Raw genomic sequence first — 17,298 nt, forward strand, 5'->3', positions numbered from 1 at the left:
CCCCTGGCTTTGACAGCCAGCTGCTGCGCGCCCCGCCCAACCGCTTCGACCTGGCCCTGCTGCCGATCATCCTGGCCGTGATCGTGATGATCGCGTTCACCGCGCAGCAGATGAACGCCCCGTTCCAGCCCGACCAGCAGCTGGCGGTGCACCTGGACGTGGCCTACCTGCCCTACTACCTGATGCGCACCAGCATCCGCATGCTGGCGGCGCTGGCGGCGTCGCTGCTGTTCTCGCTGGCGTTTGCCGCGCTGGCGTCAAAGAGCCGCACGGCGGAGAAGGTGCTGGTGCCGGCGCTGGACATCCTGCAGTCGATACCCGTGCTGGGCTTCCTGTCGATCACCGTGACCGGCTTTATCGCCCTCTTTCCCGGCAATATCGCAGGGGTCGAGTGCGCGGCGATCTTCGCCATCTTCACCTCGCAGGCGTGGAACATGGCGTTCAGCCTGTACCAGTCGTTCCGCACCATCCCGGGCGATTTGATGGAAGCGGCGGCCATGTTCCGGCTGTCGCCGTGGCAGCGCTTCTGGCGGCTGGAAGTGCCGTTCGCCATGCCGGGGCTGCTGTGGAACATGATGATGTCGATGTCCGGCGGCTGGTTCTTCGTGGTGGCGTCCGAGGCGATCTCGGTATCCGGCCACGACATCCGCCTGCCTGGGATCGGCTCCTATATCGCGCTGGCGATCCAGCAGCAGGACCTGGCCGCGATCGGCTGGGCCATCCTGGCGATGCTGGCGGGCATCCTGCTGTACGACCAGCTGCTGTTCCGCCCGCTGGTGGCATGGGCCGACCGCTTCCGCTTCGAGACCCAGGCGCAGGACAAGCTGCCGCAGTCGTGGCTGCTGGACCTGCTGCGCCGCTCGGCGTGGGTGGGTGCAGTGCTGGCGCAGACGGCGGCGCTGGCCGGGCGCACGCTGGCGTGGGGCGCGCGCCGCGGGCAGGCCCCGGCGCAGCCGGACAATCCGCGGCGCGCGCTTTGGTTCGGCCGCGTGGGCGACGCCGTGATCGTGCTGGTGGCATTGGCCGCGTTGCTGCGCGTGGGCTACTTCGTGCACAGCGAGGTGGGCTGGGCCGAAGTCGGCCATGTGCTGTGGCTCGGCACGATCACGATGGTGCGCGTGGTGGTGCTGATCGCGCTGGCGGCGCTGGTGTGGGTGCCGATCGGCATCCGCATCGGCCTGAGCCCGGAACTGGCGCGCATTGCCCAGCCGATCGCGCAGTTCCTGGCCGCCTTCCCGGCCAACCTGATGTTCCCGCTGGCGGTGATGCTGATCGTGCGCTTCGGGCTGAACCCGGAGATCTGGCTGAGCCCGCTGCTGATCTTCGGCACGCAGTGGTACATCCTGTTCAACGTGGTCGCGGGGGCGTCGGGCATTCCCACCGAACTGAAGCTCGCCGCGCGCAATTTCGGCCTGCGTGGCTGGCTGCTGTGGAAGCGCTTCCTGATCCCCGCGGTGTTCCCGAGCCTGCTGACCGGGCTGGTGACCGCCGCCGGCGGCTCGTGGAACGCGAGCATCGTGTCCGAGTACGTGACCTGGGGCGACCGCACCATCGTCGCCACCGGGCTCGGCAGCTACATCGCCGAGACCACCGCGCGCGGCGACTTCCCGCGCATTGCGCTGGGCATAGTCGTGATGGCGCTGTTCGTGGTCGGCTTCAACCGGCTGCTGTGGAACCGCCTGTATCAACTCGCGCAAGAGCGCACCCGCTTGTAAGGCAACGATGGCAGAGAACATTGCATCCACCGCCGCCCCCGCCGTGATCGAGCTGCGCGGCGTCGGCAAGATCTTCCGCACCGCCAGCCAGAGCGACCGTGCCGTGCTCGAAGGCGTGGACCTGACGCTGCGCGAGGGCGAGATCGTCGCCATGCTGGGCAAGTCCGGCTCGGGCAAGTCCACGCTGTTGCGCATCATGGCCGGGCTGGTCGGCGCCGACCGCGGCGAGGTGGACTTTCGCGGCGAACGGCTGGCCGGCACCGCCGAGGGCATCGCCATGGTGTTCCAGTCGTTCGCGCTGTTCCCGTGGCTGACGGTGCAGCAGAACGTTGAGCTGGGGCTCGAGGCCCAGGGCGTGCCCAGGGCCGAGCGCGAGCGCCGCGCCGAGGCCGCGATCGACATGATCGGGCTGGCCGGCTTCAACAGCGCACTGCCGCGCGAGCTGTCGGGCGGCATGCGCCAGCGCGTGGGCATTGCGCGCGCGCTGGTGACCGAGCCGGACCTGCTGCTGATGGATGAAGCATTCTCGGCCCTGGACGTGCTGACCGGCGAGACCCTGCGCGACGAGATGCTGGCGCTGTGGGAAAGCGGCCGTGCCAATATCAGGAGCATCCTGATCGTCTCGCACAATATCGAAGAGGCAGTGATGATGGCCGACCGCATCGTGATCCTGTCGAGCGACCCGGGCCGCATCCGCGCCGAGGTGCCAGTGGCGCTGCCGCGTCCGCGCAACCGCGACAGCGCGCAGGTGCGCGCGCTGGTCGACGAGATCTACGCGCTGATGACCGCCCCCGCCGCGGAAGCGCGCCTGCCCGCGCAAGCGCCCGCGCGCCAGATCGCCTACCGGCTGCCGGACGCCGACATCAGCCAGATGGAAGCGATCCTCGACCTGCTGTGCGAGGCACCCTTCAACTGCCGCGCCGACCTGCCCCACCTGGCCGACGAAGCCGGCCTCACCGACGACGAACTGCTGCCTGCGTGCGAAGCGCTGCAGCTGGTGCAACTGGTGTCGATCGAGCGCGGCGACATCGCCGCCACCGGGGCCGGCCGCGCCTGGTACGCCGCCGGGCCGCAGCAACGCAAGGTGATGTTCGGCCAGCAGTTGCTGGGCAACGTCGCACTGGCCGCGCATATCCGCCGCGAACTGGTGGCCAGCGAGGCCGGCGAGATCCGCGAAGAACAGGTGCTGCACGAACTGGAGCGGTTCCTGAAGCCCGCCGAGGCCGAGCGCGTGCTCAGCGTGGCGATCGGCTGGGGGCGCTACGGCGAGATCTACGAGTACCGCTACAACAGCGGCATGCTGACACTGCCCGAGGAAGAGCTGCCCGAGGCGCCGTAAGCCACCAGGCTCAGACGCGCGCCCGTATGGCGCGCCCGATGGCCCCCGTGCGCAGCGCGATCTTGGCCGCATCCTCGCGCAACGCGCGCAGGCGGCGGTCCAGCACCGCATTGGCCGGACGGCCGGTGGAGCTGGCGGTGGGACCAGCCTCATGGCTGGATTCGCCGGCGGCGGCCGCGTGCACCAGCACGTCGGTGCGGCGCTTGTCGGCCGAATCGGCCAGGCGGGCGCGGCGTTCGGCGACGGCATCCTCGGCGGCCTCGGCGACTTCGACGCTGACGGTGGCCGCCACTGGTTCGGCATCGGCGACAGCTTCAGCGGGAGTTTCCTCCGCCTTGTCCGCGGCGGCAGGCGCTGCCTCCTTGCGTTCCAACGGCGTTTTCCCGCTGCGGATAAAGCCCGCGCCACGGCCGCCGCCCCGCTCATCGGCATGCAGCCGCTCGCTGGCCACCTGCAGGCTGTGGCTGGCGGCCTCGGTGGCCTGCTCGATCGCGGCTTCCGCGGCCGGGATATCGAGCTCGTCATAGTGCTGGCGCACCTGGATGCGCGCCGCCGCCACGTGCGCGGCCACCAGGTAGTTCTGCACGATAAAGCGGTTCAGGTTGTCCACCGCGCGGTGCCGGCTCTTGGGCTCGTCCAGCATGCGCTGGAACGACGAGATCAGCGCCGACAGGTTGTCCATAAACTGCTTGCGCTGCACGCGGTAGGCAAAGTCATCCTTGGTCCTACGCAGCAGCAGGTCGCGCGTGGCGCCGATATAGCGGCGGTTGGCCTGCAGCACGCCCTCCACCAGCTTGGGGATGGCGCGGTATTCCCAGCTCGGCAGCACAAAGCTGAACAGCGAGGCGATGATGCCGCCGATCACGGTATCCACCAGCCGCTCGCCCGCCACCGTGGGACTTCCCGGCATCAGCAGGTGGATCTGGATCAGCACCTGGATGCAGGCGGCAATCGCGGTGTAGCGGTACTTGATGGTCACGAACGCGGCGCTGGCCACCAGCGACAGGAACAGCACGCCCAGCAGGATCAGCGGCTGGTGCACCACCTTCAGGATCGCGACCGCGACCACGCAGCCAATCAGCGTGCCGATCAGGCGGTCGTTGTAGCGCTGCTTGGTCATGCTGAAGTTGGGCTTCAGGATGACGATGATGGTCAGCAGGATCCAGTAGCTGTGCGACACATAGGGCAGGTGCTCGGCAATCCACAGCCCCAGCGACACCGCCATCGAGATCCGCAGCGAGAAGCGGAACGCCGGCGAACTCCACTTCAGGTTGTCGCGCAGCACGCTGAACTCATACTTCTGGCGCGTCAGGAACGGCGTCATGTCCGAGCCGGGCAGCACCCTGGCCGGCTCCACCGGCGTGCGCGACGCTTCGTGCAGCTGGCCGACCAGCGTGATCGCGCCGCGCATCATGTCGAGCGTATCGACCAGCGCCGTCATCGCCGCCGGGTTGATATGGTGGTGGCGAAATTGCTCGACCTCGGCCTCGACCGCGCGCAGGCCCTGGCGATATTCCACCGTGGCGTATGAGGCGCGGCCGCGCGTGATCTCGTAGGCGATCTCTTCCACGTCCTTGCACATCTGCAGCACCAGCCCGCGCAGATGGTCCAGCACCGGCGTGCCGGCAAAGGTCTGGCGCAGCAGCGGATAGTCGGTGTTGGTCGACAGGATATACTCGTACAGGTCGAGCATGCGCAGGTGCACCTGCACCAGCAGCCCGTCGTGCGGAGTGCGGTTGCCGCGCAGCACCAGGTCGCGCGCGGCCTGCTGGCGCTCGGCCACCACGATCTGCTGGCGCACCAGCTGGTTGAACTGGGCCTCGTAGTCGTTGCCGGCGTCGTAGAAGCCGGCCTTGATCTCGAGATAGCCGGCCAGCTCATACAACGATTCGGCCAGCACCTGCTGCTTGGTGCGGCGCTCGGTGATCCAGCTCACCAGCATCGCATAGCCGAGATAAACGACCGCGCCGATGCTGAACAGCGCCGCGTGCTCCAGCGCGCGCCGCACCAGGAAGTCTTCGTTGATGGTCAGCGTCATCACGAACAGCGCCGCGAACTGCAGCGGCAGCGTCTTGTTGCCGTACACCGTCATCATGCCGGCCAGGAACGTCACCAGCACCAGCAGGAACGGCATCACGCGCGGGAACGGCGTGGCCAGCGCCACCACCAGCGTGACCACGCTGCACAGCAGCACGCTGGCCATCATCTCGTTGAACTTGTGGTTCAGCGGGCTGGGCAGGTCCATCAGGCTGGTGCACAGCGCCCCCATCGACACCACCATCGCGGTGGGCAAGTCGCTGAAGTGCAGCGCGATCAGCGTGGCGCCGATCACCCCGGTGGCCGAGCGCAGCCCCCGGTAGATGTAGTGCGAATACAGGAAGGTGCGGGGATCGTGCGCGTATTGCATGCAGCGGGGGCGATGGCGTGCGGTGGCGGGTGTGGCAGCGGAAAACTAGTTCACTGGCCCAGCCAGCGCGAACGCGCCGCGTGCCGTCCGCTCTCGAGCTTCACCTTGAACTGCGCCGCCGGCTCGCGTGCCAGCGTCACCGGCAGCACCTGCAGCTCGTCGCGGCGGAAGGCGTGCAGCTCGATGCGGTCGCCGCTACGGTAGCGCGCCAGCAGCTTGTCGATCTGGCCCGGCGCCACGCGCAGGCCGTCAATCGCCACCAGCAGGTCGCCGGCGGACAGGCCGGCGGCCTGCGCGGCGCCGCCGTCGAACACCTGCGCCACGCGCACCCAGCCCTCATCGCTCTTGACCTTGATACCCAGCGCCGCGGTGCGCGCCGGCTTCTGCGCATCGGCCTTGACGCCGAACGTTTTGAACAGCGCCGGCAGCGGCAGCTCGCCGGTGCCTTCGGTCAGCGAGCGCAGCAGCGGCCCCATGCGCAGGCCGGTGACTTCATCGAACAGCGCATGGACCTCGGCCTCGGTCACGCCGCGCTGCACCGCGCCCGGCGCGTAGAAGCCGCGGCCGTAGCGGCGCCACAGCGCGCGCATGACATCGTCCAGCGAGCGTCGCCCGCGGGTCTTGTCGCGAATGGTCAGGTCCAGCGCCAGCGCCACCAGCGAACCCTTGGTGTAGTAGCTGACGATGGCGTTGGGGGCGTTCTCGTCCTGGCGGTAGTACTTGGTCCAGGCATCGAAGGAGCTTTCCGCCACGCTCTGCTTGGTGCGGCCGCTGCCGCGCAGCACGCCGTTCCAGGTCTTGGCCAGCATCTCGATGTACTGCTCGTCGGTGATGCAGCCGGAGCGCACCAGCACCAGGTCGTCGTAGTAACTGGTGAAACCCTCGAACAGCCACAGCAGCGGCGTGTAGGTTTCCTCGGCCAGCCGGTACGGCACGAACGCGGCCGGCTTGATGCGCTTGACGTTCCAGGTGTGGAAATACTCGTGGCTGCACAGCCCGAGGAAGGTGCGGTAGCCCTCGCTGGTATCACTGTCGCCGCGCACCGGCAGGTCATTGCGCGCGCATATCAGCGCGGTGCTGGCACGGTGTTCCAGGCCGCCGTAGCCGTCGCTGGTGACCATCGTCATGAAGACGTAGCGGCGGTTGCTGTCCAGGAACGGCGCCTGCGCGGTCTTGGGCTCGAACAGCCGGATCTGCGCTTCGCAGATCCGCTTCAGGTCGCGGCACACGCGCTCGAGGTCAAGCTGCGGCACGCGCCCGGTGAAGACCACGTCGTGCTGCGCGCCGCAGGCGCGGAAGCTGGCCAGCTGGAAGGTGCCCATCTCGACCGGATGATCGACCAGCTCATCGTAGTCGGCCACCTGGTAGCGGCCGAAGCCGTAGCGCTTCGCGCCTGCGCGGCCGGGCGCTTCGCGCATGGCGGTGGCGACGCGCCAGCCGCGATAGGCCTCGCCGGCAGGCGCATGGATATCGATGGTGCATGGCCGCTCGGCCTGCCCGTCCACGCACAGGAACACCGAGCTGCCGTTGAAGAAGCCGTGGGTGGTGTCCAGGTGCGCCGCGCGCACCGACAGGTCCCAGGCATAGACCTCGTAGCTGAGCGTCAGCGGGCCGTCGGCCAGGCTGACCGGCGCGGCCTGCCAGCGCTGCTTGTCGAGCTTGGTCAGCCTGACCTCGCGCCCGCCCGCATCGGCGCGGATGCGCACGATATTGCGCGCGAAGTCCCGGATCATGTAGCTGCCCGGGATCCAGGCCGGCAGCGAGAAACACTGGCCGGCGGGATCGGGCTCGCTCACGGTGACGGTGACGGCAAACAGGTGCGCTTCAGGCTGAAGCGGGGCGATGGCGTAGCGGATCGGCGTCATGGGCAGGATTGTAACGTCGGCGCCAGGACACGGATGCAGCGCCGACGCGGTGGTGCATCAGGGCGACGGTGCGCGATCAGCCGCGATTCACATCCACCACCACGCGCCCGCGCATGCCGCCTTCCATGATCTTGCGGCCCGCCTCGATCGCATCGCCCAGGCCGATCTCGCGCGTCAGCGCATTGAGCCGGTCCGGCTCCAGGTCGCCGGCCAGGCGCTGCCAGGCCTGCTCGCGCAGCGGCATCGCCGCCATCACACTGTCGATGCCGTGCAAGGTGATGCCGCGCAGGATGAACGGCGCCACCGACCCCGGGAAGTCAAGGCCCTGCGCCAGCCCGCACGCCGTCACCACGCCGCCGTAGCGCACCTGGGCGCAGGCATTGACCAGCGTGTGCGAGCCGACCGAGTCGACCACCGCGGCCCAGCGCTCCTTTTGCAGCGGCTTGCCGGGTACGCCCAGCTCAGCACGGTCGATCACGTCATCGGCGCCCAGCGCCTTCAGGAAATCCGCCTCCCGGGTCTTGCCGGTCGAGGCCACCACCTTGTAGCCAAGCTTGCTCAGCAGCGAGATCGCCACCGTCCCCACCCCGCCGGAGGCGCCGGTCACCAGCACCTCGCCATCGCCGGGGCGCACCGGGCCGTCGACGCCGCCGCGCTCCAGCGCCAGCACCGACAGCATCGCGGTATAGCCCGCGGTGCCGATCGCCATGGCCTGGCGCGTGGTGAAGGCGCCGGGCAGGCGCACCAGCCAGTCGCCCTTCAGGCGCGCGCGCTGCGCAAGGCAGCCCCAATGCGTCTCGCCCACGCCGTAGCCGTTGAGCACTACCTTGTCGCCTGCCTTCCAGCGCGGGTGCGCGGATTCCAGCACCGTGCCGGCGCCGTCGATGCCCGCCACCATCGGCCACTTGCGCACCACCGGCGAGCGGCCCGTGATCGCCAGCCCGTCCTTGAAGTTGATGGTGGAGTAGTCGACGGCAACCAGCACGTCGCCGTCGGCGGGCAGCTGCGCGTCGTCGAGCGTGGCGATACTGGCCTGGGTGGCGCCGTCGGCCTGGGTCAGCAGCAATGCCTGGAAGGTCATGGTGTCTCCTTTGTCGCCTGCCGGCGATCGCATGGAATCAGGGAAAAGGCAGAATGCAGAACGGCCGGACAAGTCCGGCCGTCGATCGGGCCGGTACAGGTCCGGCGCGCGCTTATTTCTTGATGCTGGCGAGCTTGCGTTCCAGCGTGGCGACATCCGCCGCGCCGGGAATGCGGGTGCCGTCGGTGAAGAACACCGCCGGAGTGCCGGTCACGTTCATGCTGTGGCCCAATGCCAGGTTTTCTTCCAGCGGGGTCTTGCAGCTGCCGTTGCCGGTCAGCGCCACCTGCTTGAGCATCCAGTCGCGCCAGGCCTTGGTGCGGTCGGACGCGCACCAGACCTGCTTGGCCTTGGTTTCGGAATCCGGCGACAGCACCGGGTACAGGAAGGTGTACACGGTGATGTTGTCCATCTGCTGGAAGGTCTGCTCGATGCGCTTGCAATAGCCGCAGTTGGGGTCGGAGAACACCGCCACCTGGCGGCTGCCATCGCCCTTGGTCCACTTGATCGCGCGCGCCAGCGGCAGGTCCGACCACTTGATGCGGTTGATCTCGGCCAGCCGCTCCTCGGTCAGGTTGGTGCCGGTGCGGGTGTCGATCATCTCGCCGTTCAGGATGTAGCGGCCCGAGGCGTCGGTGTAGACCACCTGCCCGCCGATATTGGCCTCGAACAGGCCCGGCACCGGGGTCTTGCTCACGCTCTTCACTTCAGCACGGCCGCCCACCATCTTCTGCAGCGACTCCTTGATGCGGTCGGTGCCGGGCTCGCCCGCGGCCATGGCATGCAGCGCGAAGCCCGCCGCGGCCAGCCCGCCGGCGATGGCGGTGATCGCGGCGCTCATGGCGGGGCGGCGGCGCAGGAATGGGAACATGTGGACTCCAGAGTATTCGGTAAAGGGATCGGAACGTTGGCGCGGCCGCGGTCAGCCAAGCGCGCGCGCGATCAGGAAGCGCTTGAGCAAGGACTGGCCGCCGACCGCGCGCATGCCGGTGTTGCGCACCACGCGCGCGACGCCGCCCGGCAACGAGAACAACCGGTGCAGTCCGTCGGTGGCCGCGGTCAGCGCAAGCAAATCGGTGGCGCGGGCGCGCTCGTAGCGGCGCAGCAAGCGCAGGTCGCCCTCGCTGCGGAAAGGTTCTTTGTCGGCCATCACGCGGCCAAGTTCCGCGACGTCGCGCAGGCCCAGGTTCATGCCCTGGCCGGCCAGCGGATGCAACACGTGGGCGGCGTCGCCCACCAGCGCCACGTGCGGCTGCACGAACTGGTCGGCACGCTGCAGCACCAGCGGGAAGCCCTGCGCCGGGGTCACGCAGCGCAGCGCGCCGAACTGCGCGCCGACCGCGCCGCTGGCGCCCTGCATCACCGTGGCGGCGAGCGCCTCGGGCGACAGCGCCAGCAGCTCGCGCGCGTGGGCCTCTTCGGCGGCCCAGACCATCGACACATGGTTGTCCGGCAGCGGCAGCAGCGCCAGCACTTCGCCGTTGGCGGGTTCCTCGTCGGCCATCAGCTTTTCGGGCGCGCCCAGGAACCACTGCCACGCGGTTTCCTGGTGCGGGCGCTCGCAGGCGAAATTGGCGACCACGCCCAGCTGGCGGTACTTGCGCGTGCTGACGCCGATGTGGCATTGCTGGCGCAGCCAGGAGCGCGCGCCGTCGGCACCGACCACGCAGGCCGTGCGCAGCTTCTCGCCATTGCCCAGGGTCAGCGTGACGCCGTCAGGATCGCGCTCGACGTGGCTGGATTCGATGATCCACGCCAGCTGCGGCACCGCGGCCGCGTAGGCCGAGAAATGCAGGTCCCCGTCCAGGCTGGGCGAGGTCTCGGCCGCGCTGACATCGCCGAACACGCGCATGTCGCGCACCGGCTGGATCCGCGCCGGGTCCAGCGCCTCCCACACCCGCATGCGCTCCAGCAGCGCCTGCGAGCTGGCCGAGAAGGCGTAGATACGGCTGTCCCAGTCATCCGGCCCCGCCGCCGTGCGGCCGCTGGCGCGGGGCGGCCTGGGCGCGACCAGCGCCACGTCCATGCCCTGCTGGGCCAGCAGCAGCGCGCAGGACTTGCCGACGATGCCGCCGCCGACGACAGCAACCTGGAAAGCGGAGGAGTTGCGCGCAGACGGGCGCGCGGACGCGTGGGATCGGGTCATGGCTGGATTATAGCCACGTCACTCCTGGCCCCGCCCCACGCCGGCTCAACCCGGCCGATGGCGAGGCCCCCATCCGCTAGAATACGGGTTTTGCAATTTCCCGCCTTCTACCATGAGCCTCCAATGCGGCATCGTCGGCCTGCCCAACGTCGGCAAGTCCACGCTGTTCAATGCCCTGACCAAGGCCGGCATCGCCGCCGAAAACTACCCGTTCTGCACCATCGAACCCAATGTGGGCGTGGTCGAAGTGCCGGATCCGAGGCTCGCCAAGCTGGCGGAGATCGTCAAGCCGGAGCGCGTGCTGCCGGCCACGGTCGAGTTCGTCGATATCGCCGGCCTGGTGGCGGGCGCCTCCAAGGGTGAAGGCCTGGGCAACCAGTTCCTGGCCAATATCCGCGAATGCGACGCCATCACCCACGTGGTGCGCTGCTTCGAGGACGATAACGTCATCCACGTTGCCGGCAAGGTGGACCCGCTGTCGGACATCGAAGTGATCAACACCGAACTCGCGCTGGCCGACCTGGCCACCGTCGAGAAGGCCCTGGCCCGCTACATCAAGCCGGCCCGCGCCGGCGACAAGGAAGCTCAGCGCCTGGTCGCCGTGCTGGAAAAGGCGCAAGCCGTGCTGGACCAGGCCAAGGCCGTGCGCACCCTGGACCTGGCGCCCGAAGAGTGGGAAGCCATCCGGCCGTTCTGCCTGATCACCGCCAAGCCGACCATGTATGTCGCCAACGTGCGTGAAGACGGCTTCGAGAACAACCCGCACCTGGACGCCGTGCGCGAGTACGCCAAGCTGACCAATTCCCCCGTGGTGTCCGTCTGCGCCGCCATCGAAGCCGAGATCGCCGACCTGGACGATGCCGACAAGGCCGAATTCCTGGCCGACCTGGGCATGGAAGAGCCCGGCCTGGACCGTGTGATCCGTGCCGGCTTCAAGCTGCTCGGCCTGCAGACCTACTTCACCGCCGGCGTCAAGGAAGTGCGCGCCTGGACCATCCACGTCGGCGACACCGCCCCCAAGGCAGCCGGCGTGATCCACACCGACTTCGAACGCGGCTTTATCCGCGCGCAGACCATCGCCTATGAAGACTTCATCAGCTTCAAGGGTGAGACCGGCGCGAAGGAAGCCGGCAAGATGCGGGCGGAAGGCAAGGAGTATGTGGTGAAGGATGGGGATGTGATGAACTTCCTGTTCAACGTCTAAGACCGCCAGACGTCATGAAAAAGCCACCGCATGCGGTGGCTTTTTCTTTGGGCCGGGGGACATCACTTTCGCCTCACAGCCTCTCCATCCCCTTCCCCCGCAACCCCACCAGCAGCGCCTGCCCGTCCGCCCCCACGCGGAATTCCCCATACTGCGCCTGCGCAAACCGCTCGCCCTGCCCCTCCTGGAAGAAATACGCATCGGTCGACACCTGCACCCGCGTGCCGCCCCAGTTCGAGCGGGCGACCTGGTAGCGCAGCAACTGCTCCCCTGCCGCCAGCGGCTCGCCGCCGTGTACGCGCACGAAGCTGGCCACGCCCTGTTCATCGCGGCGGATCACGGCCACGCCGTCGCGGGGTGGCCGGTCGTCCTGCGTCTGAGCGGTGCGGATCTGGTTGCCGATGTCAAAGTTCAGCGCCATGTAGTCGCCCTGTAACAGCGAGCGCGGGTCGACCGGGGCGAGCTTGAGGTAGACGGTCTCACCGCGTGCCAGCAGGCGCTCCTTGCCTGCGATGCCGGCGGCGGCGAGTGCCAGCGTCAGGGCCCAGGCGATCAGGATCCAGCGTTTCATGCGGCCTCCTTGCCGGTGCGGGTGCGCAGCAGCCGGTAGCGGCCGGCCAGCAACAGTGCACCGGCCACGGCGAGCGTGGCGGACTTGGCCAGCAGGGTCCAGTGCAGCGCGCTGTAGTACCAGATAAAGCCGACAGCGATGCTGGCGATGCCCAGGCCCAGCCACGGCATCGACGCGCGGCGCAACGCCAGGCCGAGCGCGAGAACTCCTGCCACGACCGCGGGCGCGGCCGCCATCAGCGCGCCGAAGGCCGCCACGCCGGCAAGGACGGCGCCCTGCAGGGCGGGGCTGAGCGCCAGCCGGCGGCATTCGGCGAGCGCGAAGCCAGCCAGCACCACTGTGGCCAGCCCGCCCGCGACCCAGTGCGCGAGCGGGATGCGTCCGGCTTCCGGGCCGCCCAGCCAGGCCAGCGGATGGCTCATGCCGGTGACGACCAGTGCGACGGCCAGCGTGAACAGCAGCGTCGCGTCGGCCAGCGGTTCCAGCAGCGTGTGGCGGCCGGCCGCGCACAGGCGTGCTTCGGCCAGCGTGAAACCCGTCACCAGCGCGCAGCCGAGCGGCACCAGCCAGCCGAGGGACCACGTCAGCAACAGCCAGTCGTCCGGCTCGCTGCCGGCCAGGACGAGATGCACGGCGCCTGCCAGCCCGATCCATGCGCCCACCGCGCACAGCAGCCGGTGCAGCCGGTTCGGGACCAGCAAGGCGAGCGCGGCCTCGAACAGTGCCAGCCCGGCCCAGAAGCCTGCGCTCTCGGTGACGCGCGTGAAGCCCAGGGCCTCGACCAGCCCGAACACGGCCATGCCCTGCCCGCTCAGGCTCACGGCCAGCGCGAATTGCCCCGCGGCAATGCCGCCGCCACGCCAGTACAGCAGCGCGGCCAGTGCGATCATGGCCAGGCCGGTCACCGCCATGGCAATGCCGTTCTCGCGCGCGGCGACGAAGACCGTGCCGACCAGGAAGAGCTGGAAGAACAAGGCACCGAGCCAGCCGGCCGCGCCCATCAGGCAGCGCACGGCCCAGGGGGTGTGGGTGTGGTCGGGCCGCTCGCCCTGTACCTCGCCGCGTGCGGCGAGGTCCTGCCAGAGGCGTTGCCCGGTCTGCAGTTCGGTCGTCATGCCTGCTCCAGTTGGCCGCGCCAGGCACGCATCAGCCAGGCGGCCGCGCCGGCGGCAAGGCCGATGGTCACCAGCCCGAGCAGCAGGAAGGCGCCGAAATCGTCCTTGCCCTCGAACAGCACCTTGGCGATGCCGGCCACCGCCAGCACGATGCCGGTCAGGCAGGCCAGGCTCAGCACCACGATGTCGAAGACGCGCTGGCGGAACCACCAGACCAGGGCGGCCAGGACCACCACCGCCAGCGCAAATGCAGCGCCGTCGAAATGGCTGTCCAGCAGGCTGGCCAGCCCGAGCGAGCCGGCGTGCACGCAGGCCATTGCGGCCAGCATGCGGCTGCCGGTCTGCCCACGGAAGCCCAGCGCCGGCGCCCGCGCGCACAGCAGCTGCCACAGCGCCAGTTGCAGCACCACCGCGCCCAGCAGCGCCAGCGTGGCGGTGCGTATATGGCGCGTATCGAACAGCAGCGCGAACACGCCTTCGACACCGAAGCGGATGCTGAAATAGCGCAGCAACGCCACGTTGCCGACCACGATTACCAGCCACCAGTGCGGTGCGGCGCACGCCGCCAGCGCCCAGGGCACCGCCAGCAACGCCCATAGCGCAAACAGCTGCCACGCGTCGGCGCCGGTCTGGTAGGTCTGCCCGATCACCGCAAGCAGCACGCCGGCGACGACCTGCGCGCCGCCCAGCGCGGCCCGGCCCGCGGTGTCGCCAGCCGGACGCAGCCAGGCAAAGGCGGCGAGCAGCGTGAGCGCGCCGGCCAGCAGGCCGAACTTGGAAAACTTGTGGAGATCCTGCCAGTTGAAGGCGAAGAACACGATCACGCCCGCGCACAGCAGTGCGGTGCCCAGCGCCATCAGCGCCGTGTCCAGCCAGCGGCGCCAGTCGGTGGCGACGGGCTCGGTGCGCGCCCACGGCGCAGTGACGCCGGCCGCGTCCAGGCGCCCCAGTGCGCGCCAGTCGGCCAGTGCCCGGCGGATGGCGCGCCGTTCGCCGGTGGCTACGGTGGGTGTGCCTTGCATGTAAGTGTCCTTACGTGCCGAGATGACGGGGACTTTAGCAAAGCGGCGCGGGGGCCGCACCTGTTCCGTGGGAGGGTGCGGTGCGGTCGCGCTCTGATCTATGCCCGGCCTGCGCGGGCCGGTATGCTGTGGTTTTCTCGTCCTGCGCCCGCTCCATGACTCTCGGAATCCTTGCCGCCATCCATGATGAAGTCGATGGCCTGGTGGCCGCCATGCGCCATGACGACAGCCGCGCCACGGTGCGCACCATCGGCATGCGCGACTACTATGCCGGCCAGCTGCTCGGGCAGCCGTGCGTGCTGGTGCTGGCGCGCATGGGCAAGGTGGCGGCGTCGGCGACCACGGTCACGCTGATCCGCGAGTTCGGCGCGACGCAGATCGTCTTCACCGGGCTGGCCGGGGGCATTGGCGCCGGCACCAATGTCGGCGACATCGTCATCGCCGACCGCACCATCCAGCATGACCTCGACGCACGTCCGTTCTTCGGCCGCCATGAAGTGCCGCTGCTGGACCGTGCCGAGTTCCCGGCCGACCCGGCGCTGACCGCCGAGCTGGAAGCCGCCGCGCGCGAATTTCTGCAGCTGGACCTGCCTGCCGAAGTGCCGCGCGAGGTGCTGGAACGATTCGGCGTAGCCGCGCCGGCGCTGCACCACGGAATGATCGCCAGCGGCGACCAGTTCATCGGCTCACCGGCGGCGGTGACGGAGTTGCGTGAGCGGCTGCCCGGATTGCTGGCGGTGGAAATGGAAGGCGCCGCGGTGGCGCAGGTCTGCCATGAATACGGCGTGCCGTATGCCGTGATGCGGACCATTTCGGACCGGGCCGACGATAGCGCCCATGTGGACTTCGCGGCATTCCTGAAGGATGTGGCCAGTCACTATTCCAGTGGCGTGCTGCGCCGGCTGCTGGCCGGAAGAGCCAAGGCCGACACTGTTCAAACGCCGGTCCGCTTCTGATCGCGATCAAGCGGCGAGCGGATTCCCGCCGCCGCGGTCAGTTCTGTTCTTACCGCCCGCGCGGCCGCAGCGCGCCCCAGGCCCCCACCAGCAGCGCCGAGCCGGCGATCACCGCCAGCCAGCTGCTGAGCTGCCCGTCGATAAACAGGTGCAAGGCCCGGCCGCCATAGAAAGCGCCCGCCGCACCCGCCGCACCCAGCACCAGCGCGGCCGGCAGGGTCACCACGCGCCCTGCCGGATGCAGCCGGCGCGCCGCCAGCCCCACCAGCAAACCCACGATCAAGGTGCCCAGCATCCGCTTCTCCTGTGTTGTCAGCATCACAGCCGCAGGGGCTGCGGCGTAACGATACTGCAATCCGGAGCCGCTGCCATGCCCCCGCCCGGCCCCGGATGGCCCAGCGCCTGCAATTAGCGATCCCGGCGGTATAATGGCATCCGGTCCGGCCACGCTCCGGACCGTACCCGTCCCCTACAAATGCAACTGCTCGCGATCGGCATCAATCACACAACGGCACCTGTCTCGCTGCGCGAGCGGGTGGCGTTTCCGCTCGAGCAGATCAAGCCCGCGCTGGGTGCGCTGCGCTCCCACCTGTCGGGGCGCAGCGGCACCGAAGCCGCCATCCTGTCCACCTGCAACCGCACCGAGATCTACTGCGCGACCGACGTCCTGACGCCGGGCACGGATGGTTTCGAGCACACCCTGCGCTGGCTGTCGCAGCACCACAACGTGCCCGCCGGCGAACTGGCGCCGCACCTGTACGCGCTGCCGCAGTCCGAAGCCGTGCGCCATGCCTTCCGCGTGGCCAGCGGGCTGGATTCGATGGTGCTGGGCGAGACCCAGATCCTGGGCCAGCTCAAGGACGCCGTGCGCACCGCCGGCGAGGCCGGCTCGCTGGGCACGTACCTGAACCAGCTGTTCCAGCGCACCTTCGCGGTGGCCAAGGAAGTGCGCGGCCAGACCGAGATCGGCGCGCATTCGGTATCGATGGCCGCAGCCGCGGTGCGGCTGGCGCAGCGGATCTTTGAAAGCGTCTCGACCCAGCGTGTGCTGTTTATCGGCGCGGGCGAGATGATCGAACTGTGCGCCACGCACTTCGCCGCGCAGCAGCCGCGCCAGATCGTGGTGGCCAACCGCACCGTGGAACGCGGCGAAAAGCTCGCCGAGCAGCTCTCCGGCCAGGGCCTGACCGCCAACGCGATCCGCCTGACCGACCTGGGCGAGCGCCTGCATGAGTTCGATATCGTGGTGTCCTGCACCGCCAGCTCGCTGCCGATCATCGGCCTGGGCGCGGTGGAGCGCGCGGTCAAGCGCCGCAAGCACCGCCCCATCATGATGGTCGACCTGGCCGTGCCGCGCGACGTCGAGCCCGAAGTCGCGCGCCTGGACGACGTCTTCCTGTACACCGTCGACGATCTCGGCGCGATCGTGCGTGAAGGCAATGCGATGCGCCAGGCCGCGGTGGCGCAGGCCGAGGCCATCATCGAAAGCCGGGTGCAGAACTTCATGCACTGGCTGGAAACCCGCAGCGTGGTGCCGGTCATCCGCGAACTGCAGACCAGCGGCGAAGCCATCCGCCAGGCCGAGCTGGAACGCGCGCGCCGCATGCTGGCACGCGGCGACGACCCCGAAGCCGTGTTGGAGGCCCTCTCCGGTGCGCTGACCCGCAAGTTCCTGCATGGCCCCACCCACGCACTGAACCACACCCAGGGCGAGGACCGCGAGGCGCTGCTGCGCCTGGTGCCGGGCCTGTTCCGCCACAGCAGCCACTCCGAGCGCTAGCCGCTCTGCCCTTGCGCCGCGCGCGCCCTGCCGCGCCGGCACGCCGCCACCCGCCCGCGGGTAGCCCCGGCCCCTGGCCCACCTCTTCCCCCCGCAC

14 protein-coding genes are annotated in these 17,298 nt (G+C 69.2%); 5 read left to right on the forward strand and 9 right to left on the reverse strand.

Annotated elements, in window-relative coordinates:
* Nucleotides 1-20: 20 nt before the first annotated feature.
* On the forward strand, nucleotides 21-1,715 hold the full coding sequence (locus AC3WRI_RS31280; protein ID WP_492294786.1) for an ABC transporter permease: 1,695 nt from the start codon (nucleotides 21-23) through the stop codon (nucleotides 1,713-1,715).
* Nucleotides 1,716-1,722: 7 nt separating this feature from the next.
* Nucleotides 1,723-3,054 carry an ABC transporter ATP-binding protein gene (locus AC3WRI_RS31285; protein WP_011616109.1) on the forward strand — a complete coding sequence of 444 codons (1,332 nt, stop codon included), beginning with the start codon at nucleotides 1,723-1,725 and terminating at the stop codon, nucleotides 3,052-3,054.
* A gap of 10 nt (nucleotides 3,055-3,064) precedes the next feature.
* On the opposite strand, the gene AC3WRI_RS31290 is transcribed toward AC3WRI_RS31285, so the two are convergent.
* From AC3WRI_RS31290 to AC3WRI_RS31310, 5 genes are all read right to left on the reverse strand, one after another.
* Nucleotides 3,065-5,461 carry an FUSC family protein gene (locus AC3WRI_RS31290; RefSeq protein WP_492294780.1) on the reverse strand — a complete coding sequence of 799 codons (2,397 nt, stop codon included), beginning with the start codon at nucleotides 5,459-5,461 and terminating at the stop codon, nucleotides 3,065-3,067.
* A gap of 50 nt (nucleotides 5,462-5,511) precedes the next feature.
* The gene (locus AC3WRI_RS31295) at nucleotides 5,512-7,326 is read right to left on the reverse strand and encodes a M61 family metallopeptidase (RefSeq protein ID WP_010809892.1); all 1,815 of its coding nucleotides are present in this window, start codon (nucleotides 7,324-7,326) and stop codon (nucleotides 5,512-5,514) included.
* A gap of 76 nt (nucleotides 7,327-7,402) precedes the next feature.
* Nucleotides 7,403-8,407, reverse strand: a complete 1,005-nt coding sequence (gene acuI, locus AC3WRI_RS31300; protein WP_439668301.1) for an acrylyl-CoA reductase (NADPH) — start codon at nucleotides 8,405-8,407, stop codon at nucleotides 7,403-7,405.
* Nucleotides 8,408-8,519: 112 nt separating this feature from the next.
* Nucleotides 8,520-9,278, reverse strand: a complete 759-nt coding sequence (locus AC3WRI_RS31305; protein WP_011616111.1) for a DsbC family protein — start codon at nucleotides 9,276-9,278, stop codon at nucleotides 8,520-8,522.
* A gap of 51 nt (nucleotides 9,279-9,329) precedes the next feature.
* The gene (locus tag AC3WRI_RS31310) at nucleotides 9,330-10,553 is read right to left on the reverse strand and encodes a UbiH/UbiF family hydroxylase (RefSeq protein WP_492294782.1); all 1,224 of its coding nucleotides are present in this window, start codon (nucleotides 10,551-10,553) and stop codon (nucleotides 9,330-9,332) included.
* Between the two features lie 112 nt (nucleotides 10,554-10,665).
* On the opposite strand from AC3WRI_RS31310, the gene ychF reads away from it, so the two are divergent.
* Nucleotides 10,666-11,757 carry a redox-regulated ATPase YchF gene (ychF, locus tag AC3WRI_RS31315; RefSeq protein ID WP_010809888.1) on the forward strand — a complete coding sequence of 364 codons (1,092 nt, stop codon included), beginning with the start codon at nucleotides 10,666-10,668 and terminating at the stop codon, nucleotides 11,755-11,757.
* A gap of 73 nt (nucleotides 11,758-11,830) precedes the next feature.
* Here ychF and AC3WRI_RS31320 read toward each other — a convergent pair whose 3' ends face one another.
* Genes AC3WRI_RS31320 through AC3WRI_RS31330 form a run of 3 tightly spaced genes read right to left on the reverse strand, consistent with a single transcriptional unit; the run spans nucleotide 11,831 to nucleotide 14,465 of the window.
* Nucleotides 11,831-12,328 (reverse strand): GDYXXLXY domain-containing protein, encoded by a 498-nt coding sequence (locus AC3WRI_RS31320; protein ID WP_492294784.1) that lies wholly within the window; start codon nucleotides 12,326-12,328, stop codon nucleotides 11,831-11,833.
* Complete coding sequence (locus AC3WRI_RS31325) at nucleotides 12,325-13,443, reverse strand: DUF4401 domain-containing protein (RefSeq protein ID WP_010809886.1); 1,119 nt, start codon at nucleotides 13,441-13,443, stop codon at nucleotides 12,325-12,327. The genes AC3WRI_RS31320 and AC3WRI_RS31325 overlap by 4 nt, the downstream gene beginning before the upstream one ends.
* Nucleotides 13,440-14,465 (reverse strand): DUF2157 domain-containing protein, encoded by a 1,026-nt coding sequence (locus AC3WRI_RS31330; protein WP_010809885.1) that lies wholly within the window; start codon nucleotides 14,463-14,465, stop codon nucleotides 13,440-13,442. The genes AC3WRI_RS31325 and AC3WRI_RS31330 overlap by 4 nt, the downstream gene beginning before the upstream one ends.
* A 155-nt stretch (nucleotides 14,466-14,620) precedes the next feature.
* Between AC3WRI_RS31330 and AC3WRI_RS31335 the strand changes: the two genes are divergently transcribed.
* Entirely contained in the window at nucleotides 14,621-15,421 is an 801-nt protein-coding gene (locus AC3WRI_RS31335) for a 5'-methylthioadenosine/adenosylhomocysteine nucleosidase (protein ID WP_010809884.1), read from the forward strand.
* 49 nt (nucleotides 15,422-15,470) lie between these two features.
* Here AC3WRI_RS31335 and AC3WRI_RS31340 read toward each other — a convergent pair whose 3' ends face one another.
* Entirely contained in the window at nucleotides 15,471-15,716 is a 246-nt protein-coding gene (locus AC3WRI_RS31340) for a hypothetical protein (RefSeq protein WP_010809883.1), read from the reverse strand.
* A 180-nt stretch (nucleotides 15,717-15,896) separates the two neighbouring features.
* Between AC3WRI_RS31340 and hemA the strand changes: the two genes are divergently transcribed.
* On the forward strand, nucleotides 15,897-17,201 hold the full coding sequence (hemA, locus tag AC3WRI_RS31345; RefSeq protein WP_010809882.1) for a glutamyl-tRNA reductase: 1,305 nt from the start codon (nucleotides 15,897-15,899) through the stop codon (nucleotides 17,199-17,201).
* Nucleotides 17,202-17,298: the final 97 nt, after the last annotated feature.

The sequence above is a fragment of the Cupriavidus sp. FW305-27 genome, from assembly GCF_058787995.1.